19 protein-coding genes are annotated in these 20,200 nt (G+C 40.6%); 8 read left to right on the top strand and 11 right to left on the bottom strand.

Features of this window, described 5'->3' with window-relative positions; genetic code table 11:
• Positions 1-76 precede the first annotated feature (76 nt).
• The 3 genes from recR (at position 77) to MTP09_RS09210 (ending at position 2,642) form a co-directional block, all read left to right on the top strand.
• Entirely contained in the window at positions 77-688 is a 612-nt protein-coding gene (gene recR, locus MTP09_RS09220; RefSeq protein WP_243548126.1) for a recombination mediator RecR, read from the top strand.
• A gap of 3 nt (positions 689-691) precedes the next feature.
• Positions 692-1,510, top strand: coding sequence for a glycosyltransferase family 2 protein (locus MTP09_RS09215; RefSeq protein ID WP_243548125.1), 819 nt, complete (start codon positions 692-694; stop codon positions 1,508-1,510).
• 130 nt (positions 1,511-1,640) lie between these two features.
• Entirely contained in the window at positions 1,641-2,642 is a 1,002-nt protein-coding gene (locus tag MTP09_RS09210) for a CgeB family protein (RefSeq protein ID WP_243548124.1), read from the top strand.
• Between the two features lie 57 nt (positions 2,643-2,699).
• Here the strand turns inward: MTP09_RS09210 and secG are convergent, their stop codons facing one another.
• Positions 2,700-3,059, bottom strand: coding sequence for a preprotein translocase subunit SecG (gene secG / locus MTP09_RS09205; protein ID WP_243548123.1), 360 nt, complete (start codon positions 3,057-3,059; stop codon positions 2,700-2,702).
• A 271-nt stretch (positions 3,060-3,330) separates the two neighbouring features.
• Positions 3,331-3,585: a hypothetical protein gene (locus MTP09_RS09200; protein ID WP_243548122.1), complete on the bottom strand. Its 255-nt coding sequence runs from the start codon at positions 3,583-3,585 to the stop codon at positions 3,331-3,333.
• A gap of 210 nt (positions 3,586-3,795) precedes the next feature.
• On the opposite strand from MTP09_RS09200, the gene MTP09_RS09195 reads away from it, so the two are divergent.
• The 3 genes from MTP09_RS09195 to MTP09_RS09185 all read left to right on the top strand — a co-directional run bounded on the left by MTP09_RS09195 (position 3,796) and on the right by MTP09_RS09185 (position 8,466).
• Positions 3,796-5,670: a PAS domain-containing sensor histidine kinase gene (locus tag MTP09_RS09195; RefSeq protein WP_243548121.1), complete on the top strand. Its 1,875-nt coding sequence runs from the start codon at positions 3,796-3,798 to the stop codon at positions 5,668-5,670.
• Between the two features lie 6 nt (positions 5,671-5,676).
• Positions 5,677-6,042, top strand: a complete 366-nt coding sequence (locus MTP09_RS09190; RefSeq protein WP_243548120.1) for a response regulator — start codon at positions 5,677-5,679, stop codon at positions 6,040-6,042.
• A gap of 90 nt (positions 6,043-6,132) precedes the next feature.
• Positions 6,133-8,466 carry an ATP-dependent helicase gene (locus tag MTP09_RS09185; protein ID WP_243548119.1) on the top strand — a complete coding sequence of 778 codons (2,334 nt, stop codon included), beginning with the start codon at positions 6,133-6,135 and terminating at the stop codon, positions 8,464-8,466.
• A gap of 548 nt (positions 8,467-9,014) precedes the next feature.
• Here MTP09_RS09185 and MTP09_RS09180 read toward each other — a convergent pair.
• Both MTP09_RS09180 and MTP09_RS09175 read right to left on the bottom strand, forming a co-directional pair.
• Complete coding sequence (locus MTP09_RS09180) at positions 9,015-9,398, bottom strand: DUF3037 domain-containing protein (RefSeq protein WP_243548118.1); 384 nt, start codon at positions 9,396-9,398, stop codon at positions 9,015-9,017.
• Positions 9,385-10,161: a HipA family kinase gene (locus MTP09_RS09175; RefSeq protein WP_243548117.1), complete on the bottom strand. Its 777-nt coding sequence runs from the start codon at positions 10,159-10,161 to the stop codon at positions 9,385-9,387. The genes MTP09_RS09180 and MTP09_RS09175 overlap by 14 nt, the downstream gene beginning before the upstream one ends.
• A gap of 143 nt (positions 10,162-10,304) precedes the next feature.
• Between MTP09_RS09175 and MTP09_RS09170 the strand changes: the two genes are divergently transcribed.
• On the top strand, positions 10,305-11,963 hold the full coding sequence (locus MTP09_RS09170; RefSeq protein ID WP_243548116.1) for an ABC1 kinase family protein: 1,659 nt from the start codon (positions 10,305-10,307) through the stop codon (positions 11,961-11,963).
• Between the two features lie 492 nt (positions 11,964-12,455).
• Here the strand turns inward: MTP09_RS09170 and MTP09_RS09165 are convergent, their stop codons facing one another.
• The 4 genes from MTP09_RS09165 to rlmH all read right to left on the bottom strand — a co-directional run bounded on the left by MTP09_RS09165 (position 12,456) and on the right by rlmH (position 14,323).
• Positions 12,456-12,683, bottom strand: a complete 228-nt coding sequence (locus MTP09_RS09165; protein ID WP_243548115.1) for a hypothetical protein — start codon at positions 12,681-12,683, stop codon at positions 12,456-12,458.
• Between the two features lie 205 nt (positions 12,684-12,888).
• The gene (locus tag MTP09_RS09160) at positions 12,889-13,245 is read right to left on the bottom strand and encodes a helix-turn-helix domain-containing protein (protein ID WP_243548114.1); all 357 of its coding nucleotides are present in this window, start codon (positions 13,243-13,245) and stop codon (positions 12,889-12,891) included.
• 5 nt (positions 13,246-13,250) lie between these two features.
• Complete coding sequence (locus tag MTP09_RS09155) at positions 13,251-13,544, bottom strand: type II toxin-antitoxin system HigB family toxin (RefSeq protein WP_243548113.1); 294 nt, start codon at positions 13,542-13,544, stop codon at positions 13,251-13,253.
• Positions 13,545-13,849: 305 nt separating this feature from the next.
• Positions 13,850-14,323 carry a 23S rRNA (pseudouridine(1915)-N(3))-methyltransferase RlmH gene (gene rlmH / locus MTP09_RS09150; RefSeq protein ID WP_243548112.1) on the bottom strand — a complete coding sequence of 158 codons (474 nt, stop codon included), beginning with the start codon at positions 14,321-14,323 and terminating at the stop codon, positions 13,850-13,852.
• Between the two features lie 30 nt (positions 14,324-14,353).
• Between rlmH and MTP09_RS09145 the strand changes: the two genes are divergently transcribed.
• Positions 14,354-15,352, top strand: coding sequence for a YihY/virulence factor BrkB family protein (locus MTP09_RS09145; RefSeq protein ID WP_243548111.1), 999 nt, complete (start codon positions 14,354-14,356; stop codon positions 15,350-15,352).
• Between the two features lie 333 nt (positions 15,353-15,685).
• Here MTP09_RS09145 and nhaA read toward each other — a convergent pair whose 3' ends face one another.
• The 3 genes from nhaA to MTP09_RS09130 form a co-directional block, all read right to left on the bottom strand.
• Positions 15,686-16,864 (bottom strand): Na+/H+ antiporter NhaA, encoded by a 1,179-nt coding sequence (gene nhaA / locus MTP09_RS09140; RefSeq protein WP_243548110.1) that lies wholly within the window; start codon positions 16,862-16,864, stop codon positions 15,686-15,688.
• A gap of 550 nt (positions 16,865-17,414) precedes the next feature.
• On the bottom strand, positions 17,415-19,619 hold the full coding sequence (locus MTP09_RS09135) for a RelA/SpoT family protein (protein ID WP_243548109.1): 2,205 nt from the start codon (positions 19,617-19,619) through the stop codon (positions 17,415-17,417).
• 102 nt (positions 19,620-19,721) lie between these two features.
• Positions 19,722-20,156 (bottom strand): DUF5312 domain-containing protein, encoded by a 435-nt coding sequence (locus tag MTP09_RS09130; protein WP_243548108.1) that lies wholly within the window; start codon positions 20,154-20,156, stop codon positions 19,722-19,724.
• Between the last annotated feature and the right edge of the window lie 44 nt (positions 20,157-20,200).

The raw sequence follows: 20,200 nt of genomic DNA, 5'->3' as shown, positions 1-20,200 counted from the left end.
TTGGGAAATTTCTTCGTTAATGAAAACAGAGTGGTGAGATTTTTTTGGACTTGGCGAAAATCTTTACCTTTGTAGGATGGACTATCCGAGTAAGGTTTTGGCGAAAGCTGTTGAGGAAATTTCCGGTTTGCCGGGAATCGGCAGGAAATCTGCGCTGCGTTTGGCGCTACATCTTCTAAAACAGCCGGAAAGCCAGGCGATTGCTTTGGGAAATTCTTTGGTGAAGCTGGTTACGGAAATTAATTATTGCATAGAATGTCATAATTTTTCCGATTCTGAAGTGTGCGAGATCTGCAGCAACCCGAGAAGGACTGATGAAATACTTTGTATTGTAGAAGATGTTCGCGATGTCATGGCAATTGAAAATACCAATAAATTCAGCGGCAAATATTTGGTGCTCGGTGGAAAAATTTCGCCGATGGAAGGAATCGGGCCCAACCAACTGAATATTTCGTCCATTGAAAGAAAACTGCAGGAAGGAGTAGTGAAAGAACTGATTTTTGCCTTGAGCGCGACGATGGAAGGAGATACCACTGCTTATTATCTTTATAAAAAGTTCAAGAATTTCGATGTGGTTTTTTCAACTATAGCGAGAGGAATTTCGGTGGGTGATGAGCTAGAGTATGCAGATGAGATTTCCCTGGGAAGATCGATCCAGAACAGGTTGCCGTATAATGAAGCAGGATAAGGTATGAAGAAGTTGGTGTCTGTAATTCTCCCGGTGTACAATGCGGAATCTACAATTATCAAGGCGATAGAAAGTGTCCGCAATCAAACCTATGGTGCGGAGAATTTCGAAATCATTATTATTAATGACGGATCTTCGGATGGGAGTGAAGTCCTGATTTCCGATTACCAGAAGAATCACCCGGAGCTAAATATTGTAATCAAGAATCAGGTAAACAAAGGAGTTTCAGCTGCAAGAAATACTGCGCTCCAAGTTGCAACTGGTGATTATATTGCGCTCCTGGATTCTGATGATGAATGGCTTCCGAAAAAGGTGGAGAGACAAATTTATTTTCTTGAGGATGAAAAATTGGGAATTGATTTCCTGGCGGTAAAACGAGGCAAACACAAAATCCTTTACCCATATAAAGTAAACGAAAATGGATTGGCGGAAATTACGTTCAGGAAGCTGATGATCAGAAATGAAGCACAACCGTCAACTGTTATGTTCAAAAGAAATGTGCTTGAAAATACCGGCTTTTTTGATGGAAATCAAAGGTATGCGGAAGACATCAATTACTGGCTGAAAGTTTCCCGGCACAATAAAATGTTTATCTTAGATGAAGAATTGATCGTTGCAGGAGGCGGAAAAAGAACATTTGGGGTTTCGGGACTTTCTGCAAATCTTCCTGAAATGGAAAAAGGTTTCATCAAAAACCTAAAAGAAATGTATTTGCAACAAAGAATCAGCTCCGTCGAATATTTGCTGTATCGGCTTTTTTACCGTGCAAAATATATAGGAAGATTGATTAGAAATGCTTACCTGAGATTTTTGGGGAAATAAAATCAAAATAAATCTTTAATAAAATGAATACTTATTACCGGAAGAATAGGGTTTTCATAAGCAATCTTTCGTTGCCGGTAAATTAGCGTTTTCGGAAATCATGAATCTTCAAGGGAAAAAAATACTTTTTTTGACGGCAAATTTTTTCAGTTACGAAATTGCCGTGATAAAACGTTTGAAGGAACTCGGTGCGGAAGTCGATTTCTTTAACGAACGTCCGTCGGATTCTGTTTTCACGAAAGGAATCATCCGTGTAAAAAGCAGTTTGTACCATACGAAAATCAAGTCCTATTACCAAAATATTCTGAAGCGGATCAGGAATAAGGATTACGATTTTTTACTCCTGATCAAAGGAGAGACCGTGCCTTTTTTCTTTCTGGATGAATTCTCGAGACAGAATTCAAATGCCGTCAAGATTTTTTATTCGTATGATGCCGCTGAAGAATACCCAAAATTATTGAAGCTTTATCCCTATTTCGACAGAAACTTCACTTTCGAGCCAAAGGATGCGGTAAAGTACGGTCTCCATTTCAGACCGCTTTTTTTCATACCTGATTATGGTAAAATGCAACCGGCAGGTAAACCGAAATTTGATTTATCTTTTATTGGAAGCGCACATACAGACCGTTACCTTATCGGTGAAAAGGTAAATCGTTTTTGTGAGAAGTTGGGGCTGAAAACATTCTTTTATTATTACGCACCGGGAAAAACAGCTTTCCTGTTAAAAAAGATTTTTGATAAGAATTTGAAGAAGTTTGATGTAAATAAATTACAGTTCAAAAAGCTTGCTCACAAGGAAATTGCAGAAATTTATAGAGACTCTTTTGCAGTTCTGGACGTCAATAAGCCATTTCAAAACGGTTTGACAATGAGGACCTTTGAGGCATTGGCTTCCGGAAAAAAACTCATTACTACTAATAATGATATTGTAAACTATCCGTTTTATTCTGACCAGAATATTTTGGTTATAGACAGGGATCAAATCAATATTCCGAAAGCGTTTTTCGAAACTGGCTTTGTAAATATTTCACCGGAAATCCTTGAAATGATGACGCTTGATTCCTGGATTGAATGTCTTTTTCTGAAAGAGCAGGACGAATTCTGGAAAATCAAATCCACGATACATAAGTAACCTTCAACAAAAAAGACCTGAAAAATCAGGCCTTCTTTGTATGTATAGGTGTTGTGTTTACTTTGCTGGTGCTGCAGGAGCTTCTTTTGCGGGAGCAGTTGTTGTGCTGTTTGTCGCAGGAGCTGTTTGAGGAGCTGGTGCTTCCTTTTTAGCGGGCGCTGTTTGCTGGAAAGTATGAACTGGTTTTGCAGTCAAAATTACGCTTAGCAAAATTAATGCTACGATCACGATTCCCAAAGTCCACGTTGCTTTTTCCATGAAGTCATTGGTTCGCTGTACCCCAAACTGTGCAGAGGAAGTTCCGCCAAAAGTTCCGGAAAGTCCACCTCCTTTTGGGTTTTGAGCCATAATGATGATAATTAGTAGGATACTCGCAATCATGATCAAAACCATGAACAGTGTAAATATTGTACTCATTGTATAGTCTGAAATTTAGTTTGCAAATATAGGTTATTTTTTCGGAATTTCTTTACTCGCTACAAAATTTTGAGTCTTGATGATGTTGCGTAAATTTCAGAGACGGAAATAATCCTTACTTAAATGAAAACTTGTTATGCCGGCAAGTAGTCCTATTTGCCTAATGTTTTTTCGTGGCAATTTCTGAATGCATTCTTATTGATGACAACAAGAACGAAAAAATGCCTGATTTCAAAGTTTGAAAAGGCATTTGTTTTGAAATTTTGTAGCATTAAACTCTAACCACATCGAAATGGAAACCGCTTGAGAAATTCATTTGGAAATTCGAGTTCAGGCGGTACTTCAGTTTCTTAGAAATCTCTGTTAACAAGTTATAATGGTCTGCTTTTGAAAGATCGTCTGCGATTATTTCATCATTGTTGATGCGGATTCCGGAATCGTCATATCTCAAAAATTCCAAACCAAAGCGGGAATGCAGGTTCTCTAAAAATCTTAGATCTTCTACAGAAAGTATATTTTCAGACATAAGGAAGTGTTTTTGCGTTATGCTAATTGTTTTTACAATTTCTGTGCCTTTTTTGCTGGTTGTTGGTAAATTTCTATATTGTTTGATAAGGAAACAGTAAATTCATCGTTCACGGTTCTGATAATCGTATTTTTTCAACGTAATATTGTCTACAAAACTTCTCATAAAATTAATTTTTTAGTATTTTTGGTTGTTTTTGCAGAAAAGGATATGGATAATCAATATTACGAAAAGATTAAACCCGAATCGCTGATCAATCTGTTTTCTCAGGCACCTGTTGCGTTGGCGATGTTGATGGGCAAAGATTTTGTCATCGAGTCTGCCAATGAGCAAATACTCCAGATTTGGGGAAAAGACGATTCGGTTATTGGGCTTCCTTTGGTTGAAGCACTTCCCGAAATTAAAGATCAGGCGTTTCCGGATATTTTGCTGGAAGTGTACGAAACAGGCAAACCATTTCGTGGCTATAAAGTGTCCTGCTTTCTTGAAAGAAAAGGGGTTTTAGGGGAATATTTTTTCGATTTTGTCTATTCGCCAGTGTATGATAACGCAAATCAAATTATTGGAGTAAGTGTTGTAGCAACCGAAGTGACGTCGCAGGTGAAGTCTGAAGAACAACTTGCCGACAGTGAGCTCCGTTTCAAAAACCTCATTCTTAATGCCGATTATTCCATCGCGATCTATCGCGGGTTAGATATGATCGTGGAGCTTGCCAACGACAAAATGCTTCGAACTTGGGGTAAAGACAGATCCGTAATCGGAATGCCGCTCGAAAAAGCAGTGCCCGAACTGGAAGGACAACCTTTTATAGATTTGCTTCGAAAAGTTTACACGACAGGTGAAACCTATTCTGCAACCGAAGACCGAGCAGATTTGATAGTTGACGGGAAGTTGCAAACCTATTTTTATAACTTTTCGTATAAACCCATCCGCAACAATAGGAATGAAGTTTATGCCATCCTGAATATGGCAGTAAACGTAACCGACATGGTGAACTCGCGGAAGAAACTTCAGGAAAAATCTGAGAAGCTAAGGTTGTCGGAAGCAAAATATAAAGGACTCTCCGAAGCGATGCCACAGATTGTGTGGACTTCCGCTGCAAACGGGAACTTCAGTTACCTTAATGAAAGAGCGAAAGAGTATTTCGATATTACCGATGATTTTATCGGCGCTAAGAATTTCAGCATATTCATCCATCCCGAGGATTTGCCTAAAGTTGAAAAAGTTTGGAAAAAAGCCGTAAAGAAAAAAAGCCACTATGAAATTGAATACCGCGCGAAAAACAAAAGCGGCGAATACATTTGGCTTCTGACCCGTGCTGTTCCGGATCTCGACGAGGATGGAAACGTGAACCAGTGGATCGGAACCAGTATCGATATCAACGAACTGAAAATTCTACAGGCACAAAAAGACACCTTCCTGGGAATTGCAAGCCACGAACTGAAAACACCACTCACCAGTATTAAACTTTACGCTCAGGTTCTCGACCGCATGTTGACAAAGCAAGGCGATTCGAAAACTGCCGAATACGCGAAAAAAATGGATGAACAGGTGGTGAAACTCACTTCGCTGATCGGCGACCTTCTCGATGTGACCAAAATCAACAGCGGAAAAATACAGCTCAATGAGGATAATTTCAATATCGCTGAACTCGTAGATGAGATTGTCGAAGAGCAGCAACTCACAAGTCGACACAAAATTACCGTGGAAAAAAATTCCGTTGGAACGGTTTATGCAGACAAACATCGTGTAAGTCAGGTGATTACCAACTTTTTAACCAATGCGGTGAAATATTCGCCAAATGCGGATGAAGTCATTGTACGTTCAGAAAACGATGGAGCCAACATGATTTTCAGCGTTCGAGATTTCGGATTGGGAATCCCCGACAACAAAAAAGACAAAGTATTTGAACAGTATTACCGAGTAAGCGGAGAAGAACAAAGCACGATTCCCGGTTTGGGATTGGGACTTTTCATCGCCGCCCAGATTATCGAGCGATCCAACGGAAAAATCTGGGTAGAAAGTACATTAGGTAAAGGTTCAACATTCTTTTTCTCACTTCCGTTAAGTGAAAGGGAAAATTAGAAAAAAATGAAATCAAAGAAAATAATCATAGTAGATGACGATGTGGCAATTCTCGATTCTTTGGGATTGATGCTCGATATTGAGGGATTTGAGGTTACGGCTTTCGAAAGGGGATCCGAAATTTTCAGCTGGGTTGAGAAAGACGCAAAACCTGATGCGATTATCCTTGATATGTGGCTGAATAATGAAGACGGCCGCGAAATCTGTAAAGCCCTTAAAAATAAAGAAGCCACAAAAAATATTCCTGTAATCATCATGTCTGCAAGCCGCGGTCTGGAAAAAACGGCGATCGATTCGGGAGCGAACGCTTTTGTGTCGAAACCTTTCAATATCGACGATATCGTAAGCAAAATCCAGCATTTGACTGCATAAATTACTCTTGCCAAAATCCATCATCCCTAAATATGCTGCTTTGAGTTCGCAGTATAATTTCCTAAATTTGTAGCTTATTCGAAATTACAGATGGATTACCTGAAAGGACTCAATGACGCCCAATACGATGCCGTAACCACTCTCGAAGGACCTTTGATGGTTCTTGCAGGGGCAGGTTCCGGCAAAACCCGCGTTCTCACGATGCGAATCGCTCATTTGATTACCAATCTGGTGGATCCGTTCAATATTCTTGCGCTCACTTTTACCAATAAAGCAGCAAAGGAAATGAAGGAGCGTATCGCAAAAGTTGTGGGAGAGAGTGAGGCGAAATCACTTTGGATGGGGACTTTCCACTCGGTGTTTGCGAGAATTCTGAGGGCGGAAGCACATTATCTGGGATTCCCGTCCAACTTCACGATTTACGATTCCCAGGATTCGCTGAACGTCATCAAAAAGGTGATGAAGGAGCTGAACATCGACTCTGACCTTTACAAACCTAAGAAAGTTCAAGCTAGAATTTCGACCTACAAAAATAATCTGATTACCGTAAAGGCCTACTTCAACAATCCCGAACTCATCGAGGCGGACGAAAGGACGAATATGAAACACATAGGGATTATTTACCAAAAATATGTGGAGCAATGCTACCGAAACGGCGCGATGGATTTTGATGATTTATTATTGAAAACCAATGAATTGCTGACTCGATTTCCTGAGGTTCTCGCAAAATACCAAGATCGCTTCAGATATATTTTGGTGGATGAGTATCAGGATACGAACCATTCACAATACCTGATCGTGAAAGCTTTGGCTTCGAAATTCGAAAATATTTGTGTCGTAGGTGATGATGCGCAGTCGATTTATTCCTTCCGTGGTGCGAATATTTATAATATCCTTAACTTCAAAAAAGATTATCCCGACGCGAAAACGGTTTCTTTGGAACAGAATTACCGTTCCACCCAAAACATCGTGAATGCTGCAAATGTGGTTATTTCTAAAAACGTGCAGCAGTTCAAGAAGAATGTATTTTCCGATAATGAGGAAGGGGAGAAGCTCAAAGTTTACCGCGCATTGTCCGATGCGGATGAGGCGAATTTCGTGGCAGGAAATATCTGGGAACTCCACCATTCGCAACAGAGAAAATTTACTGATTTTGCAATTCTTTACCGAACCAATTCCCAAACCAGAGCTTTTGAAGACGCACTCCGCCGGAAAAATATTCCTTACCGAGTTTACGGCGGACTGTCGTTTTACCAAAGAAAAGAAGTAAAGGATCTGATCGCCTATCTTCGGCTTTTAGTCAATGAAAACGATAGTGAGGCGCTGTTCAGAGTCATCAATTATCCAGCTCGTGGAATTGGCGAAACCACGCAAAACAAACTGATCGTCTTTGCCGATTCGCAGAATATTTCTGTTTCGCAGGTTCTGAACAATCTCGGTTTTTATGCTCCGCAATTGGGTCTGAACAATGGGATTTTGACCAAGCTTTCCGATTTCTGGTCGATGATCAAGGCGTTTCAGATTTTACTGAAAACTGAAAATGTTTATCAAGTCGCAATGGAAGTCGCCAAACGAAGCGGACTGATTAAATTCCTGAAAGACGACCAAACTCCCGAAGGAATCTCACGCGTGGAAAACGTGCAGGAACTCATGAACTCGATGCAGGGTTTTATCGAGGAACAGCACCAGTTGGAGGAAGGCGATCCGAGTTTGAGTAATTTCCTGGAGAACATCGCGCTTTCTGCCGATACGCAAAAGGATAAAGAAGATGACGGAACCGACAAAGTTTCATTAATGACCATTCACCTTTCTAAAGGTTTGGAATTTCCTGTTGTGCATTTGGTGGGACTTGAAGAAAATCTTTTTCCAAGTTTTATGAGTTCTTCTACCCGCGAAGAATTAGAAGAAGAACGGCGCTTGTTTTACGTGGCTTTGACGAGAGCCGAAAAACAGGCCTTTTTCACTTACGCCGTTTCCCGTTTTCAGTGGGGCAAAATCACCGATGCAGAACCGTCAAGATTCTTAAGCGAAGTCGATGCAGAATATCTGGAGTTCATCAATCCCGCTGTAGAAAGCCGTTTCGTGAATCATTCCGGTTTGAAGTCAAATATTTTTGACGATGCACCGATTGAAGCGCGAAGCTTCAGAAAACTCGACCCCAAAAAGAAAATCGAGCGCACCGATTCTGAACCAAAAATCAGGAAAAACCTCAAACCAGTTTCCACCGCAAGAATCATCAATCCGAGTGGCGAAAGCTCTCAGGACATTGAAGTGGGCGACAAAGTGCGCCATGACCGTTTCGGTGTCGGCGAAGTCATCTTCCTCGACGGAACCGATCCGCAGAACATCAAGGCAAAAGTAAAATTCCAGCACGAAGGTGAGAAAAATTTGATCCTGAAGTTTGCGAAACTGACGAAGATTTAGCGCTTGCTTTTGAATTTCGATTTTAACAAACTAATGTTAGAAAAATGACCTTTTTACTAACATTTGTTCGTGGCTTTTTTTCTCCTTTAGTTTAAATTTGTGTAAATATGTGGGGTCTTTTGCGGTGATATCCAGTGTGCTTTTGGGAGTGGTAGTGTTTACACCGAGATATTGCGAGAATCCTAAGTGGAAGAATAGTAAACACGCAAAAAGGATTGTTTTTTTCATCTCTGTGTTATTTTATAGGTATTGAATCGATTGCGAAAATGAAAAACAGATTACAGGATTATTCATCTGATAAACCTGTAATCTTTATGTTTTTAAGCTTTTTCTCATCATTTGTGAATATCTTCACAGTTGTTGTAAATACACTACAAAACTATATCATAGCCAAGATTCAACATCGAACAATTGTTAACAATTCTGATTTTATAAAGAAGAAAATGATGGGTAAAGCTCTTTTGACTTTACCGCATTCTTGGTCGTATAATAAATGAATATTTAGGGAACCTGATTTCCCTGTGTAATGAAAAGCAAATCGGATGAGGTTATTTCACCAACTCCTCAAACAGCCGCTCAAAAGTTTTGTCGAGATCCTTTGTTTTCCCGGGATGAGGTCGCGAAGTCTGCACCACAGAACTTCTCACCGCGGTCAACCAGCGGAATCTTTCGGGAATATCGAGCTTGGCGATTTCGCCGCCTGAGTTCTCACCGTTGGCAACAGCTTTGAAATTCTCCAAATTCTGTTGGATGTCCTCGTAATCTAGTTTGGAATGCATGAAAGCGAACTTGTCGGGACACAGGTGGAATTCCACGCGGATATACTTTTCCTTCTTCGAAAACAAAACGAGCCCGATGTTGAAAAACTCTTCTCTTTCAACCTTCGGCACCAAACGGATCACGGCGTATTCGTACAGTTTATCCTCTTGCATTTTTTGCTTCGTTTACAAAGATTTCGGTATTCGCGAAACGGGTTTTCATAAAATTGAAATATACATCCCTGATTTCATCGGGAGACATTTCCGTATCGTTCCAGTCCAGCCATTCCAAAGGAATCAGTTCCACAATTTGGCGGAAGACTTCATCGTTCAGAACCGTTTTCGCAAAAGCGTCGGCTTCATCGAGCTTGGACGCCTGTTTCAGCAGCACGTGGTCTTTTACATATTTAAAGGGTGTCTTTGCCGCAGCATCAAAATTCTGCCAGTTGTGGTGGAAGTAAAATGAAGCGCCATTATCAATCACCCAAAGTTCCTTGTGCCACATCAAAAGATTGGTATTCTTGAAAGTACGGTCGATATTGGTAATAAACGCATCGAGCCAAACAATCTTTGAAGCCAGGAGCGGATCAATTTTCACCGAAGGATCATACGCAATCGCGCCCGACAGAAAATGCAAACCCATATTCAACCCTTCGGAAAACTTCAGCAGATCCTGGATTTCCTCATCGGCTTCAGTTCTGCCGAAATCCACATCCAAATTGGCAAAAACCAGTTCGGGAATTTTCAATCCTAAAACCTGAGCGATTTTCCCGCCCAACAGTTCAGAAATCAGCATCTTTACGCCGTGACCACCGCCACGGAATTTTAGGACATACTTAAAATCGTCGTCCGCTTCCGCCAATGCAGGCAAACTTCCACCTTCCCTCAAAGGCAGAATATATCGCATAACGGTCACAGTGCGGAGTGAGAGATCCATTGTTCAAAAATACGACTTTTCTTGAGAGTTTGAGGGTTTGAGGGTTTGAAGTTTGAAGGTTTGGGAGTTTGAAGGTTTGAAGTTTGAAGTTGTTTCACGATTTCTAAATTGAATTTGGTATGCTATTTTCTTAGGAAAAAATTATGGCATTAGATCAACTCAACAATTACGCGAAATTTTTCGGGTTCATCCTGAAATATTACAACAGTGAAGTGGTAAAAAGTACAACCGGTTCTGCTTTCAGCGACCTTGAAAACGAAGAAACCAGCGACGATACCTACAATCAGAAACCCGAAGAACTGGTGGAAGACCTGAAAAAGATGGGTCCTGCCTATATCAAACTTGGGCAGCTTCTCTCGACGAGACCCGACCTTTTGCCAGAAAATTATCTGCATGCACTCGCGAACCTCCAGGATGATGTGGAAGCGATTCCTTATGAGGAAGTCAGTAGGATTTTCGAGGAAGAAATCGGTGTACCCGTGAAAAAAGCGTTCGTAGAATTCGACAGAACTCCGTTAGCAAATGCTTCGATTGGGCAGGTTCACAAAGCGTTACTGCATTCAGGAAGAGTTGTTGCCGTAAAAATCCAGCGCCCGGGAATCCGCAAAGCGATCATCGAAGATTTGGATACTCTGAAGAAAATGGCGGAACTCGCGGTGAAACATTCTACCGCCGCAAAGAATTATTCTTTAGACCAAATCATCGAGGAACTGCGCTACATCCTTCTCAACGAACTGGATTATCAGAAAGAGCAGCAAAACCTCCTGACTTTAAAGGAAAACCTTAAGAAATACAAGCTGCTGGAAATTCCGTCGCCTGTTGCGGAATACTCTTCCTCCAAAGTTCTGACGATGGATTTCATCGAGGGCAAAAAAATCACCTCGTTGGGAAAACTCAAAAAGATCGAGACCGATTTCAATCCCGTGATCGACGAGTTGGTGGAATCGTATATGAAGCAGATTATTGTCGATGGTTTCGCGCACGCCGATCCGCATCCGGGAAATATCCACCTTACTTCCGACGACAAAATCGCATTGATGGATTTGGGAATGGTCGCGAAGTTCAGTCCGAAACTTCAGGAAAAAATCATGATGCTCCTGATCGGAATGAGCAAAAAAGACAGCGACGAAATTACCGAGGCACTCCTTGAAATAAGCGATTACGATCCACACAAAACCGACCTGAAAAGTTTCCGCCGAAACATCAACCGATTGGTGATGAACAGCACAAGCACCAATGCCGAAGATATGGAAACGGGAAAAGTGCTTCTGCAGATGAACCGCATCGCCGCCGAAGAAGGCATCAAACTCGCGGTGGAACTCAATATCCTCGGAAAAATCCTACTCAACCTCGATCAGATTGTCGCGGTGCTTACTCCGAAATACGATCTGCAGCAAGCAATCCGCAGGTTTATGGACGAAATGGTGAGCAAAAAAATGAAGCAGGAACTGAAACCCGAAAATGCTTACGGATTTTTGCTCGACAATAAGAAACTGGTGGAAAACCTTCCGTCACGCCTTAACAAAATCACCGAAAACCTTGCCAACAACGAACTCGAACTCAAGATCAACGCAATTGATGAAGACCGCCTCACCGACGGTTTCCAGAAAGTAGCAAACCGAATCACTTCGGGACTCATCATTGCGGCAATGATTATCGGCGCGTCGCTTCTGATGCGGATTCCGACCACCTACACTTTTCTCGGCTACGGAATTCTACCCTCCATCTTTCTGCTGATCGCGATTGGATTGGGACTTTTCTTGGTGTACAATATTTTGTTTAAGGACAGGAATTCGTTTTAGAGAAAAGAGAAAAGGCAAAAGACAAAAGAAGGAAGAGAGCAGGAAATGTCTTTTTGTGGGTGAAAGTTTGCGATACTTTGATTGATTAAAAAGGCACCTTGTTACGTAGAATTTCTTTATCTGCTGTGCTATTTTTCAAATTTTGCGTTTTCGATTTCTTGTATAACCTTATTCCCAATATTATCATCTATATAAACAACAGCAATTCTTAAATCATTATTCTTCACAAAACTTGTGTAATTTATAACTTTCATTTCCGTATTGGGTGAAACTTTTACAGAAATCAAATATTTAGTGAATTCGGTATTGTCAATTATTTTTTGTTGGTTAAGAGTATCTATTTGTGTGTTTGCAAAACTTTTTAGATTTGTTCTGTAAAGTAATCCATTTGATTGATTTACAGCATGATCATAATCTCCATCAATTTTTGGATCATATTCTCGAATATTTATAAGAAAATAATTGTTTCATCAATTTTGAATAGTTTCGGTTTTAAGTCGCTAATATTAATATTTGCATCATAAATTTTATCAATACTTTTTTACCCTTACTCAAAATTTTTTCAGATTCGTTTTCGTTTAATTCCTCAAATCCTTCTGGTAAATTCATAGTTAATCCAGTATTTCTATCAAAAATATGGATTTTCTTATCAGGTTTTTGGCCTTGACAACTATTTAAGGTTATTGTCAGTAAAATTAGTATTAGATATTTGATTTTCATAGTGGGGTTTGGGAGCATTTGCTGATACCCCCAAATATATGCAACTTTTCCAACCACACAAATTGACAAAATACCACCTCAATAATTTAATCACATAATTTTCTAAACAATCCAAACTTTAAACTCCTGTCCCGCGAATGCGGGATGAAACCCGAAACAAACCTCAAACCTCAAACCTTCAAACCCTCAAACATTTGCAGTGCATTTAATATGCTTGTATTAGGACCTCGGTTGGAATTTTTAGTCTTTCGTGAAGATTTCTAATCATTTCCAAAGAAAGTTTTCTTTTTTTATTTAGAATTTCACTCGCTCTGCTTTTAAGGCCGATCACATTCGCAAGATCATTTTGGGAATAGTTTAATTGCTCCATTCTAAATTTTATTGCTTCTATTGGATCTGGCAAATCAATCGGGAAGTGTTCTTCCTCGTATCTTTCAAGCAAAATTCCTAAAATTTCTAATTCATCGCCTTCCTCAGTTCCTTTTTTTGCGTCAAAGATTTCCTCAAGTCTTTCCAATGCTTGATTGTAATCTTTCTCTGTTTTTATAGGTTTAATTTTCATTTTTTCTAAATTTCGTTTGCATCAATTTTGTCATATTCACTATGCGTTCCAATAAATCGTATCCAAACCATTTGATAATCATAATTTATCTTCACAATTAATCGATAATGGTTTCCTTTTATATTGAAACAAATCCGATTATCTTCCAAAATACTTGCGCTCGGATATTCCGCTTTAATTTCATTAGGATTATTCCATTCCGCTTTACTCGCTTCCTTATACCAAGATTTAAGTTGTTGCTCACAATCTGAATGTTTTTCCCAAAATTCTCGCAATATTTTCTTTGCTATAACTCTCACTCAATTAATTTTAAGCAAATATAACGCAAAAATTCCCAAATTGGGAACATTAATTTGATTTTTTTGACGGAATTATTTTTGGCATTACGTTACAGACAACACGTAAATTTACACATCTTTTCCTGCCACACCAATTTAAAAACATCATCGCAATCATTTGATACAACAAATTTCGGCGTAATCAAACTTGAAACTCCTGTCCCGCGAATGCGGGATGAAACCTGAAACTTGAAACAATATCAAACCTCAAACCTCAAACTCCAAACCTCCCTGCTTGCAGCAGGCAAGAAACCCTCAAATTTCTCTCAGTCGTTGTGATACGGTTTTCCCTGCAAAATCTGGTCGGCTCGGTAAATCTGTTCCACAAAAAATAAGCGGATCATCTGGTGGGTGAAAGTCATCTTTGAAAGCGACATTTTCTCGTTGGCTCTTTGATAAATTTCTTCTGAAAATCCATACGCTCCGCCGATGAAAAACGAAATTTTCTTGAGGGAGGAATTCATCCAGTTGTCGATCTTGGCGGCGAATTCTCTGCTGGTAAACTGTTTTCCTTTTTCGTCGAGAAGTACGACGTGGTCTGAATTTTCGGTAAGCATCAGGAAGAGTTTTCCTTCCTCTTTTTTCAGAAGTTCGGGCGAAAGGTTTTTGGCGTTTTTCACATCGGGAATCTCCGTGACCTCGAAATTCCAGTGCTTTGGCAAGCGGTTTTGGTAATACTGGATCAGCCGTGAAATTTCCTTGTCGTCGGTCTTTCCGATGCAGATTAAATTGATTCGCATTTATTATCTTTGTTCTGCAAATATAGATGAATGAGCATTAAAACCCCGCAGTTCCTGATCAAAATCCGCGATTTTCTGGACGGCATCCATATTCCTTTTTTGGGCATTTCTCTATGGAAAATGTTCGAGGTTTACGGACAGGGAGTTTTCAGGATGCAGATTGGGCGAATCGCGGCAAGCATCTCGTGGAGCTTTTTTCTTAGCTTGTTCCCGTTCATCCTCTTTTTGCTTTCGCTGTTGCCTTATCTTCCGCACTACGACAAGCTTCAGTTCTATATTTTTGAGGTGCTGATGCCAAATATTTTTCCTGCGCACATCCAGAAAGACGTTTCGGGCTACATCACCAATTTCATTATTCCGAATATGAAAAACATCAGCAATCTCACGATAGTTTTTGCGATGATTTTTGCGGTGAACGGAACCCATTCCCTGATCAACGGTTTCAACCTCAATACCAACCTGCAACGCGGAGTAGTGAAGGAATATCTTGTCGCATTTGTGATTACCATTGCGTTCGTGCTGTTGATTATCGCTTCACTTTTAGGAGTGTATTACAGCGAGGTCGTGCTGAAACTCTTCACCCCGGAAATCAATATTTCGTGGTTAGTCAACAATATGTCGGCGATTATCGGGTTTATTTCGTTTCCTGTTTTTTACTTCATCCTGCTCACGCTTTTCTATTGGGTGGGTTGCCTGAAAATTACGACCTTCAAACAGGCGATTCCCGGAGCAATTCTCACCACTTTACTGTTCGTCTTGGTAACGTATTTTTTTGCGATTTATGTAAAGGATTTTGCCCGCTACAACGTACTTTATGGTTCGATCGGCTCGATTATTCTGGTAATGGTTTGGGTGAATATCAACATTATCCTCATTCTTTTGGGTAATGAACTCAATATTGCCATCAAGAAAGTGCGCGTCGAAAAAATGATGGCTGATGAAATCGCGGCTTCCGCAGAAAACTTCAACCCCAAAATCCTTCCCGATATGGAAGAAAACAGCGATTCGCATACGGTGAAGGTGGAGTAGGTTTTGTGTGGGTGAGTGGGTGAGTTGGAGAGTGAAAAATGTAAATGGTGAATTCGCTGCGCGGTGAATTTCTTCGAGTGAATTTCTTTGAGTGAATTTCTTTTTTCAGGAATGATCTTGAAACTTGAGACCTGAAACTTGAAATGCGAAGCATTCACGAACTCAAATAAAAAAAATAAAGAAAATTGTGAGTAAACTTGAAACTTGAAACTTGAAACTTGAAACCACTGCAACCACTGCAACAATTGCAACCACCTCAAATCGCCGATTGCCGATTGCCGATTGCTACATTGCTACATTGTTAAATTTCTACATTGCTCCATTTCCAAATTATCACATTTCCAAATTTCCCGCCTTCTTTTTCCCCACAAACTTCAACAACGAGTACCCCGCAAATCCAGAAATTACCGATGCAACCAAAACCGCAAATTTCGCCTCGTCCTGAATTTCGGGATGTCCTTTGAATGAAAGTAGCGCGATGAAAATCGACATCGTAAATCCGATTCCTGCCAGTAAACCTGCGCCGATCATTTGAGTCCACGAACTTCTGTCGGGTAACGAGCTGATTTTCAGTTTGATGAAAAGCCATGAGAAAGTAGTGATTCCCAAGACTTTACCCCAAAATAATCCGAGAATAATTCCATAACCAAAGTTCGTGAAAAGTCCATCGACCATCCCGTCTTTAAAGGTGATATTGGTATTTGCCAAAGCAAAAACAGGCATAATCAGGAAGTTCACGGGAAGGTGAAGTTTCTGTTCGAGTTTTTCTAATGGTGAAATTTCGGTGGTAGAAACGTTGGTGGGAATCGTGAATGCGAGTAAAACTCCCGCAATCGTCGCGTGAATTCCCGAATGGTGCATAAAGTACCACAGAAAAATTCCTGGGATAATGTAGAAAATATGCTTGGTGAATTTAAAGAAATTCAAAGCAATCAGAATCACCACCATCAAAGCCGATAAACCGAGATAATCCCAATGCAGCTGCTCTGTGTAGAAAATCGCGATCACCACAATCGCTCCTAAATCGTCGACAATTGCGAGTGCCGCCAAAAAGATTTTTAACGACAGCGGAACCCTTTTTCCCAGCATCGAAATAATCGCCAAAGAAAACGCAATATCCGTCGCCATCGGGATTGCCCAACCTTTCACATAATCCGTTCCCTGGTTGAAAAGGTAGAAAATTCCTGCGGGAACAGCCATTCCGCCCACTGCTGCGATAATCGGCAATGACGCGCTTTTAAAGGAAGAAAGTTCGCCTTCGACGATTTCACGTTTGATTTCCAACCCCACAAGAAGGAAGAAGATTGCCATCAAACCATCATTAATCCAAATGCTTAAAGGATAATTGAGGTGAAAAATTTCTGTCCCGATTTTGGTGTCAAGAAGATTTTGGAATGAAGCTCCTAATGATGAGTTGGCAATTAACAGCGAGATGGCGACACATAGGATGAGAATAATTCCTGACGATTGCGAACTGTGGAGAAATTTCTTGAAATAATCGGTAATAAGCATGAATTTTTTTTGTGAAGTTCAGAAAGCGATTAGGCGAAAAGTCCTAACAGTCAGAGAGTGCTCAAATTTTCAAAATAAACTTAAATTTGATTACCCCGACCCTAAAACGATCAAATTTAAGTTTATTTTGAAGGAAATTTTCCGCCCTTTAGGGTCGGGCTAAAAGAAAATTTCCGACAAAATGTCATTTTTAATAAGATTTAAACACGCTCTAGCTTCCAAACTTTGTTGCGACGGACAAAAATAGGAAAAAATATAAAAACCGACAATCAGTGATCACCCAACTTCAAGTAATACTCATTATGATTTTAACCACAAAAGATTGACAAAAGTTATATGTTTAGAAACTATGAATTTAAAATCAACATACTGCAAGGACACAAAAGTTTAAAAAATCGAAGATTTTTTCTTTTGTCTTCTTTCAAAAAACTTTATCAATACCAAAAAAACAGTTTTTATGAAGAATTCTTTTATGACTTTTGTGGTTTTGATCAAATTGTCTTTTTAATGAGTTTGACCTGGTCATCACTCATCACTCATCACCAATCACCTATATTCTCTTCACTCTCGAAACCCCGTTAATGTTTTTCAGCTGTTTGAAAGTTTCCTCGAGCTGGCTTTTGTTTTTTACTTCCAGAAGGATGTTTCCGAGGAAGATGCCGTTGTTGGACTCGATCGACATACTCTTCATATCCATGTTCATATTGTTGCTGATTACGGCGGTGATGTCGTTGATCATTCCCATTCTGTCAAGTCCTTCGATCTCGATCTTGATTCGGTTTTTGAAGCTTTCCTCATTCACCCATTTTGCAGGAAGCACGCGGTAATCGTACTGAGCACGCAGGTTGATCGCATTCGGACAGTTGTCATTATGCACTTTGATTCCATCGGAAATGGTGATGAATCCAAAGATTTTGTCGCCTGGAATCACTGTGCAGCATTTGGCGAAAGAGTAGTTCATTTTTTCCTCATCTTTCCCGAAAACAATCATATCGAGGTTCGTGTCGTGAGCATCATGGATCAGTTCGTTCTTGGTCGGAGATTTTCGGAAGCGCTGCAACAGGTTGCTCAGCAAACCTTTTCCCTCCGTATATTTTTTGATGTCGCTCGTGTCGAGTTGCCCGTTCTGGAATTTCAGGAACATTTCCTGCGAAGTTTTCAGTCCGAAAAACTTCTGCATCTTGTTGATTTCCTCGTCGTTATAGTTCAGTTTGGCGTGGCGCATTTTCCGTTGAAGGATTTCCTTGCCTTCTTCCACCAACTGGTTTTTCTCGGAATTCAGAATCGCTTTGATTTTCGATTTCGCTTTCGAGGTCACCACAAAATCAAGCCAGTCTGCTTTCGGTTTTTGGTTTTGCGAGGAAAGAATATCGACCTGATCGCCGTTTTGCAGGATGTACGAAATCGGGACCAGTTTGCCGTTCACTTTTGCGCCGAGACATTTCATCCCCAAATCGGAGTGTACTGAAAACGCAAAATCCAGCGCAGTGGAACCAATCGGAAGAATCTTAATCTCGCCTCTCGGCGTGAAAACGAAAACTTCCTTGGAATAAAGATTGAGTTTAATATTATCTAAAAGTTCCGTCGTAGAAAGCGATTGCTGGTTTTCCAGAACTTCGCGGATTTCGGTAACCCAGGTTTCAAAGTTTTTCTCGTCACTGTTTGCGCGGAAACCTTCCTTGTATTTGTAATGGGCGGCAACACCTTTTTCGGCGATATCGTCCATTCTCTCGGAGCGGATCTGTACTTCGATCCACTTTTTATCGGGACCTAAAATGGTGAGGTGCAAACTTTCGTAACCCGTCGATCTTGGCTGCGAAATCCAGTCGCGCATTCGCTGCGGATTGCTGTGGTAAAGGTCTGTGACAATGGAGTAGATTTTCCAGGCGAGAAATTTTTCGTTTTTCGCGTCGGATTTGTAGATGATTCGGATCGCGTAATTGTCGAATACTTCCTCGAAAGTCACACCCTGCTTCAGCATTTTCCTGTAGATGGACGAAATGGCTTTTGCGCGACCTTTAATGGAAACATTCAGCCCTTCTTCCTCCAACTGTTCCATTACTTCTTTACGGAACTCCTCGATGTATTTTTCGCGGTTTACTTTTGCGAGTTCGAGTTTTTCGGAAATGTCGAAATATACATCGGGATTGTTGAACTTTAACGACAAGTCCTCAAGCTCGGATTTGATGTTGTATAAACCAAGTCGGTGCGCCAAAGGAGCGTAAATGTAAACGGTTTCCGAAGCGATCTTTTTCTGTTTGTCGGGCGCCATACTTTCGAGCGTGCGCATATTGTGAAGCCGATCCGCAATTTTGATCAGGATGACGCGGAAATCTTCGGAAAGTGTAAGCAGGAGTTTACGGTAATTCTCACTTTGGATCGAGATATTCTGGTGGTTCATCACCGAAATCTTGGTGAGTCCGTTCACGATATTCGCAATCTTTTCGCCAAAGATTTTCTTGATGTCGTCGTAGGTGTAATCGGAATCCTCGATCACGTCGTGCAGAAGCGCACAAGCGATGGAAGTTGCTCCCAAACCGATTTCGTTGGCCACGATCTTCGCCACTTCGATGGGATGGTAAATGTAGGGTTCGCCGGTTTTTCGGCGTTGGTCTTTATGTGCATCCAGCGCAATATCGAACGCTTTCCGGATGAGTTTGTTTTGTTCCTCATCCAGAGCTCGGTACGTATTCGAAATTAAGTCTTTATATCGTGCAAGGATTTCCTTGTTTTCCTGTTCTAAATCGTAAACCATTTACCAATGACAATTAGAACACGAAAGTAAGAAAAAGCGGACAATTTTCGGGCATGAATGATTGAAAAAATCCGCTTCACAACGGAAACGGATTTCTGATTTTTATCTTCCGAAAGCAACTTCGGCGTTGATTCCTCTGGATTGCTCTCTCGTTCTGATTTCTGGTGAGGATCGGATTTCCGCTCTTGCTCTCAGTGATGCGATTCTTCGCAGATAATCCAACGATTTTGCGTCTTCAAACTTAATATTTTCGTAATAATTTTGGTGGATGGAATCGTTTTGTTTAAAGATCCGCTCAACGATTTCGGTGCTTACAGGTCCGTTAACTCTCACACTGATCACCAAACTTTCGTCTTCGAGTTTTCTGTTGTCGCCGAAAAAATATTGCCAAATCGAGGTCTTCACTTCTTTGGTGATTCCTCTGTCATGCAGATACATGATATAATCAGAATTTCTGAAACCTGCATCTTCTAAATCTTGGGAGATTTTCCCCGCCTGAAGTTGGCTCGGAAATAAGCCGGTAACAATTGAAGTCATAATTTCATATTTTTGATTGGTTGGTACAAAGTTTACGAAATTTA

This window comes from Chryseobacterium suipulveris (assembly GCF_022811685.1).
In the GTDB taxonomy this organism is placed as follows: domain Bacteria; phylum Bacteroidota; class Bacteroidia; order Flavobacteriales; family Weeksellaceae; genus Kaistella; species Kaistella suipulveris.
Note: the sequence above shows the minus strand (reverse complement) of the source record. Positions and strands in the feature narration are given on the sequence as shown.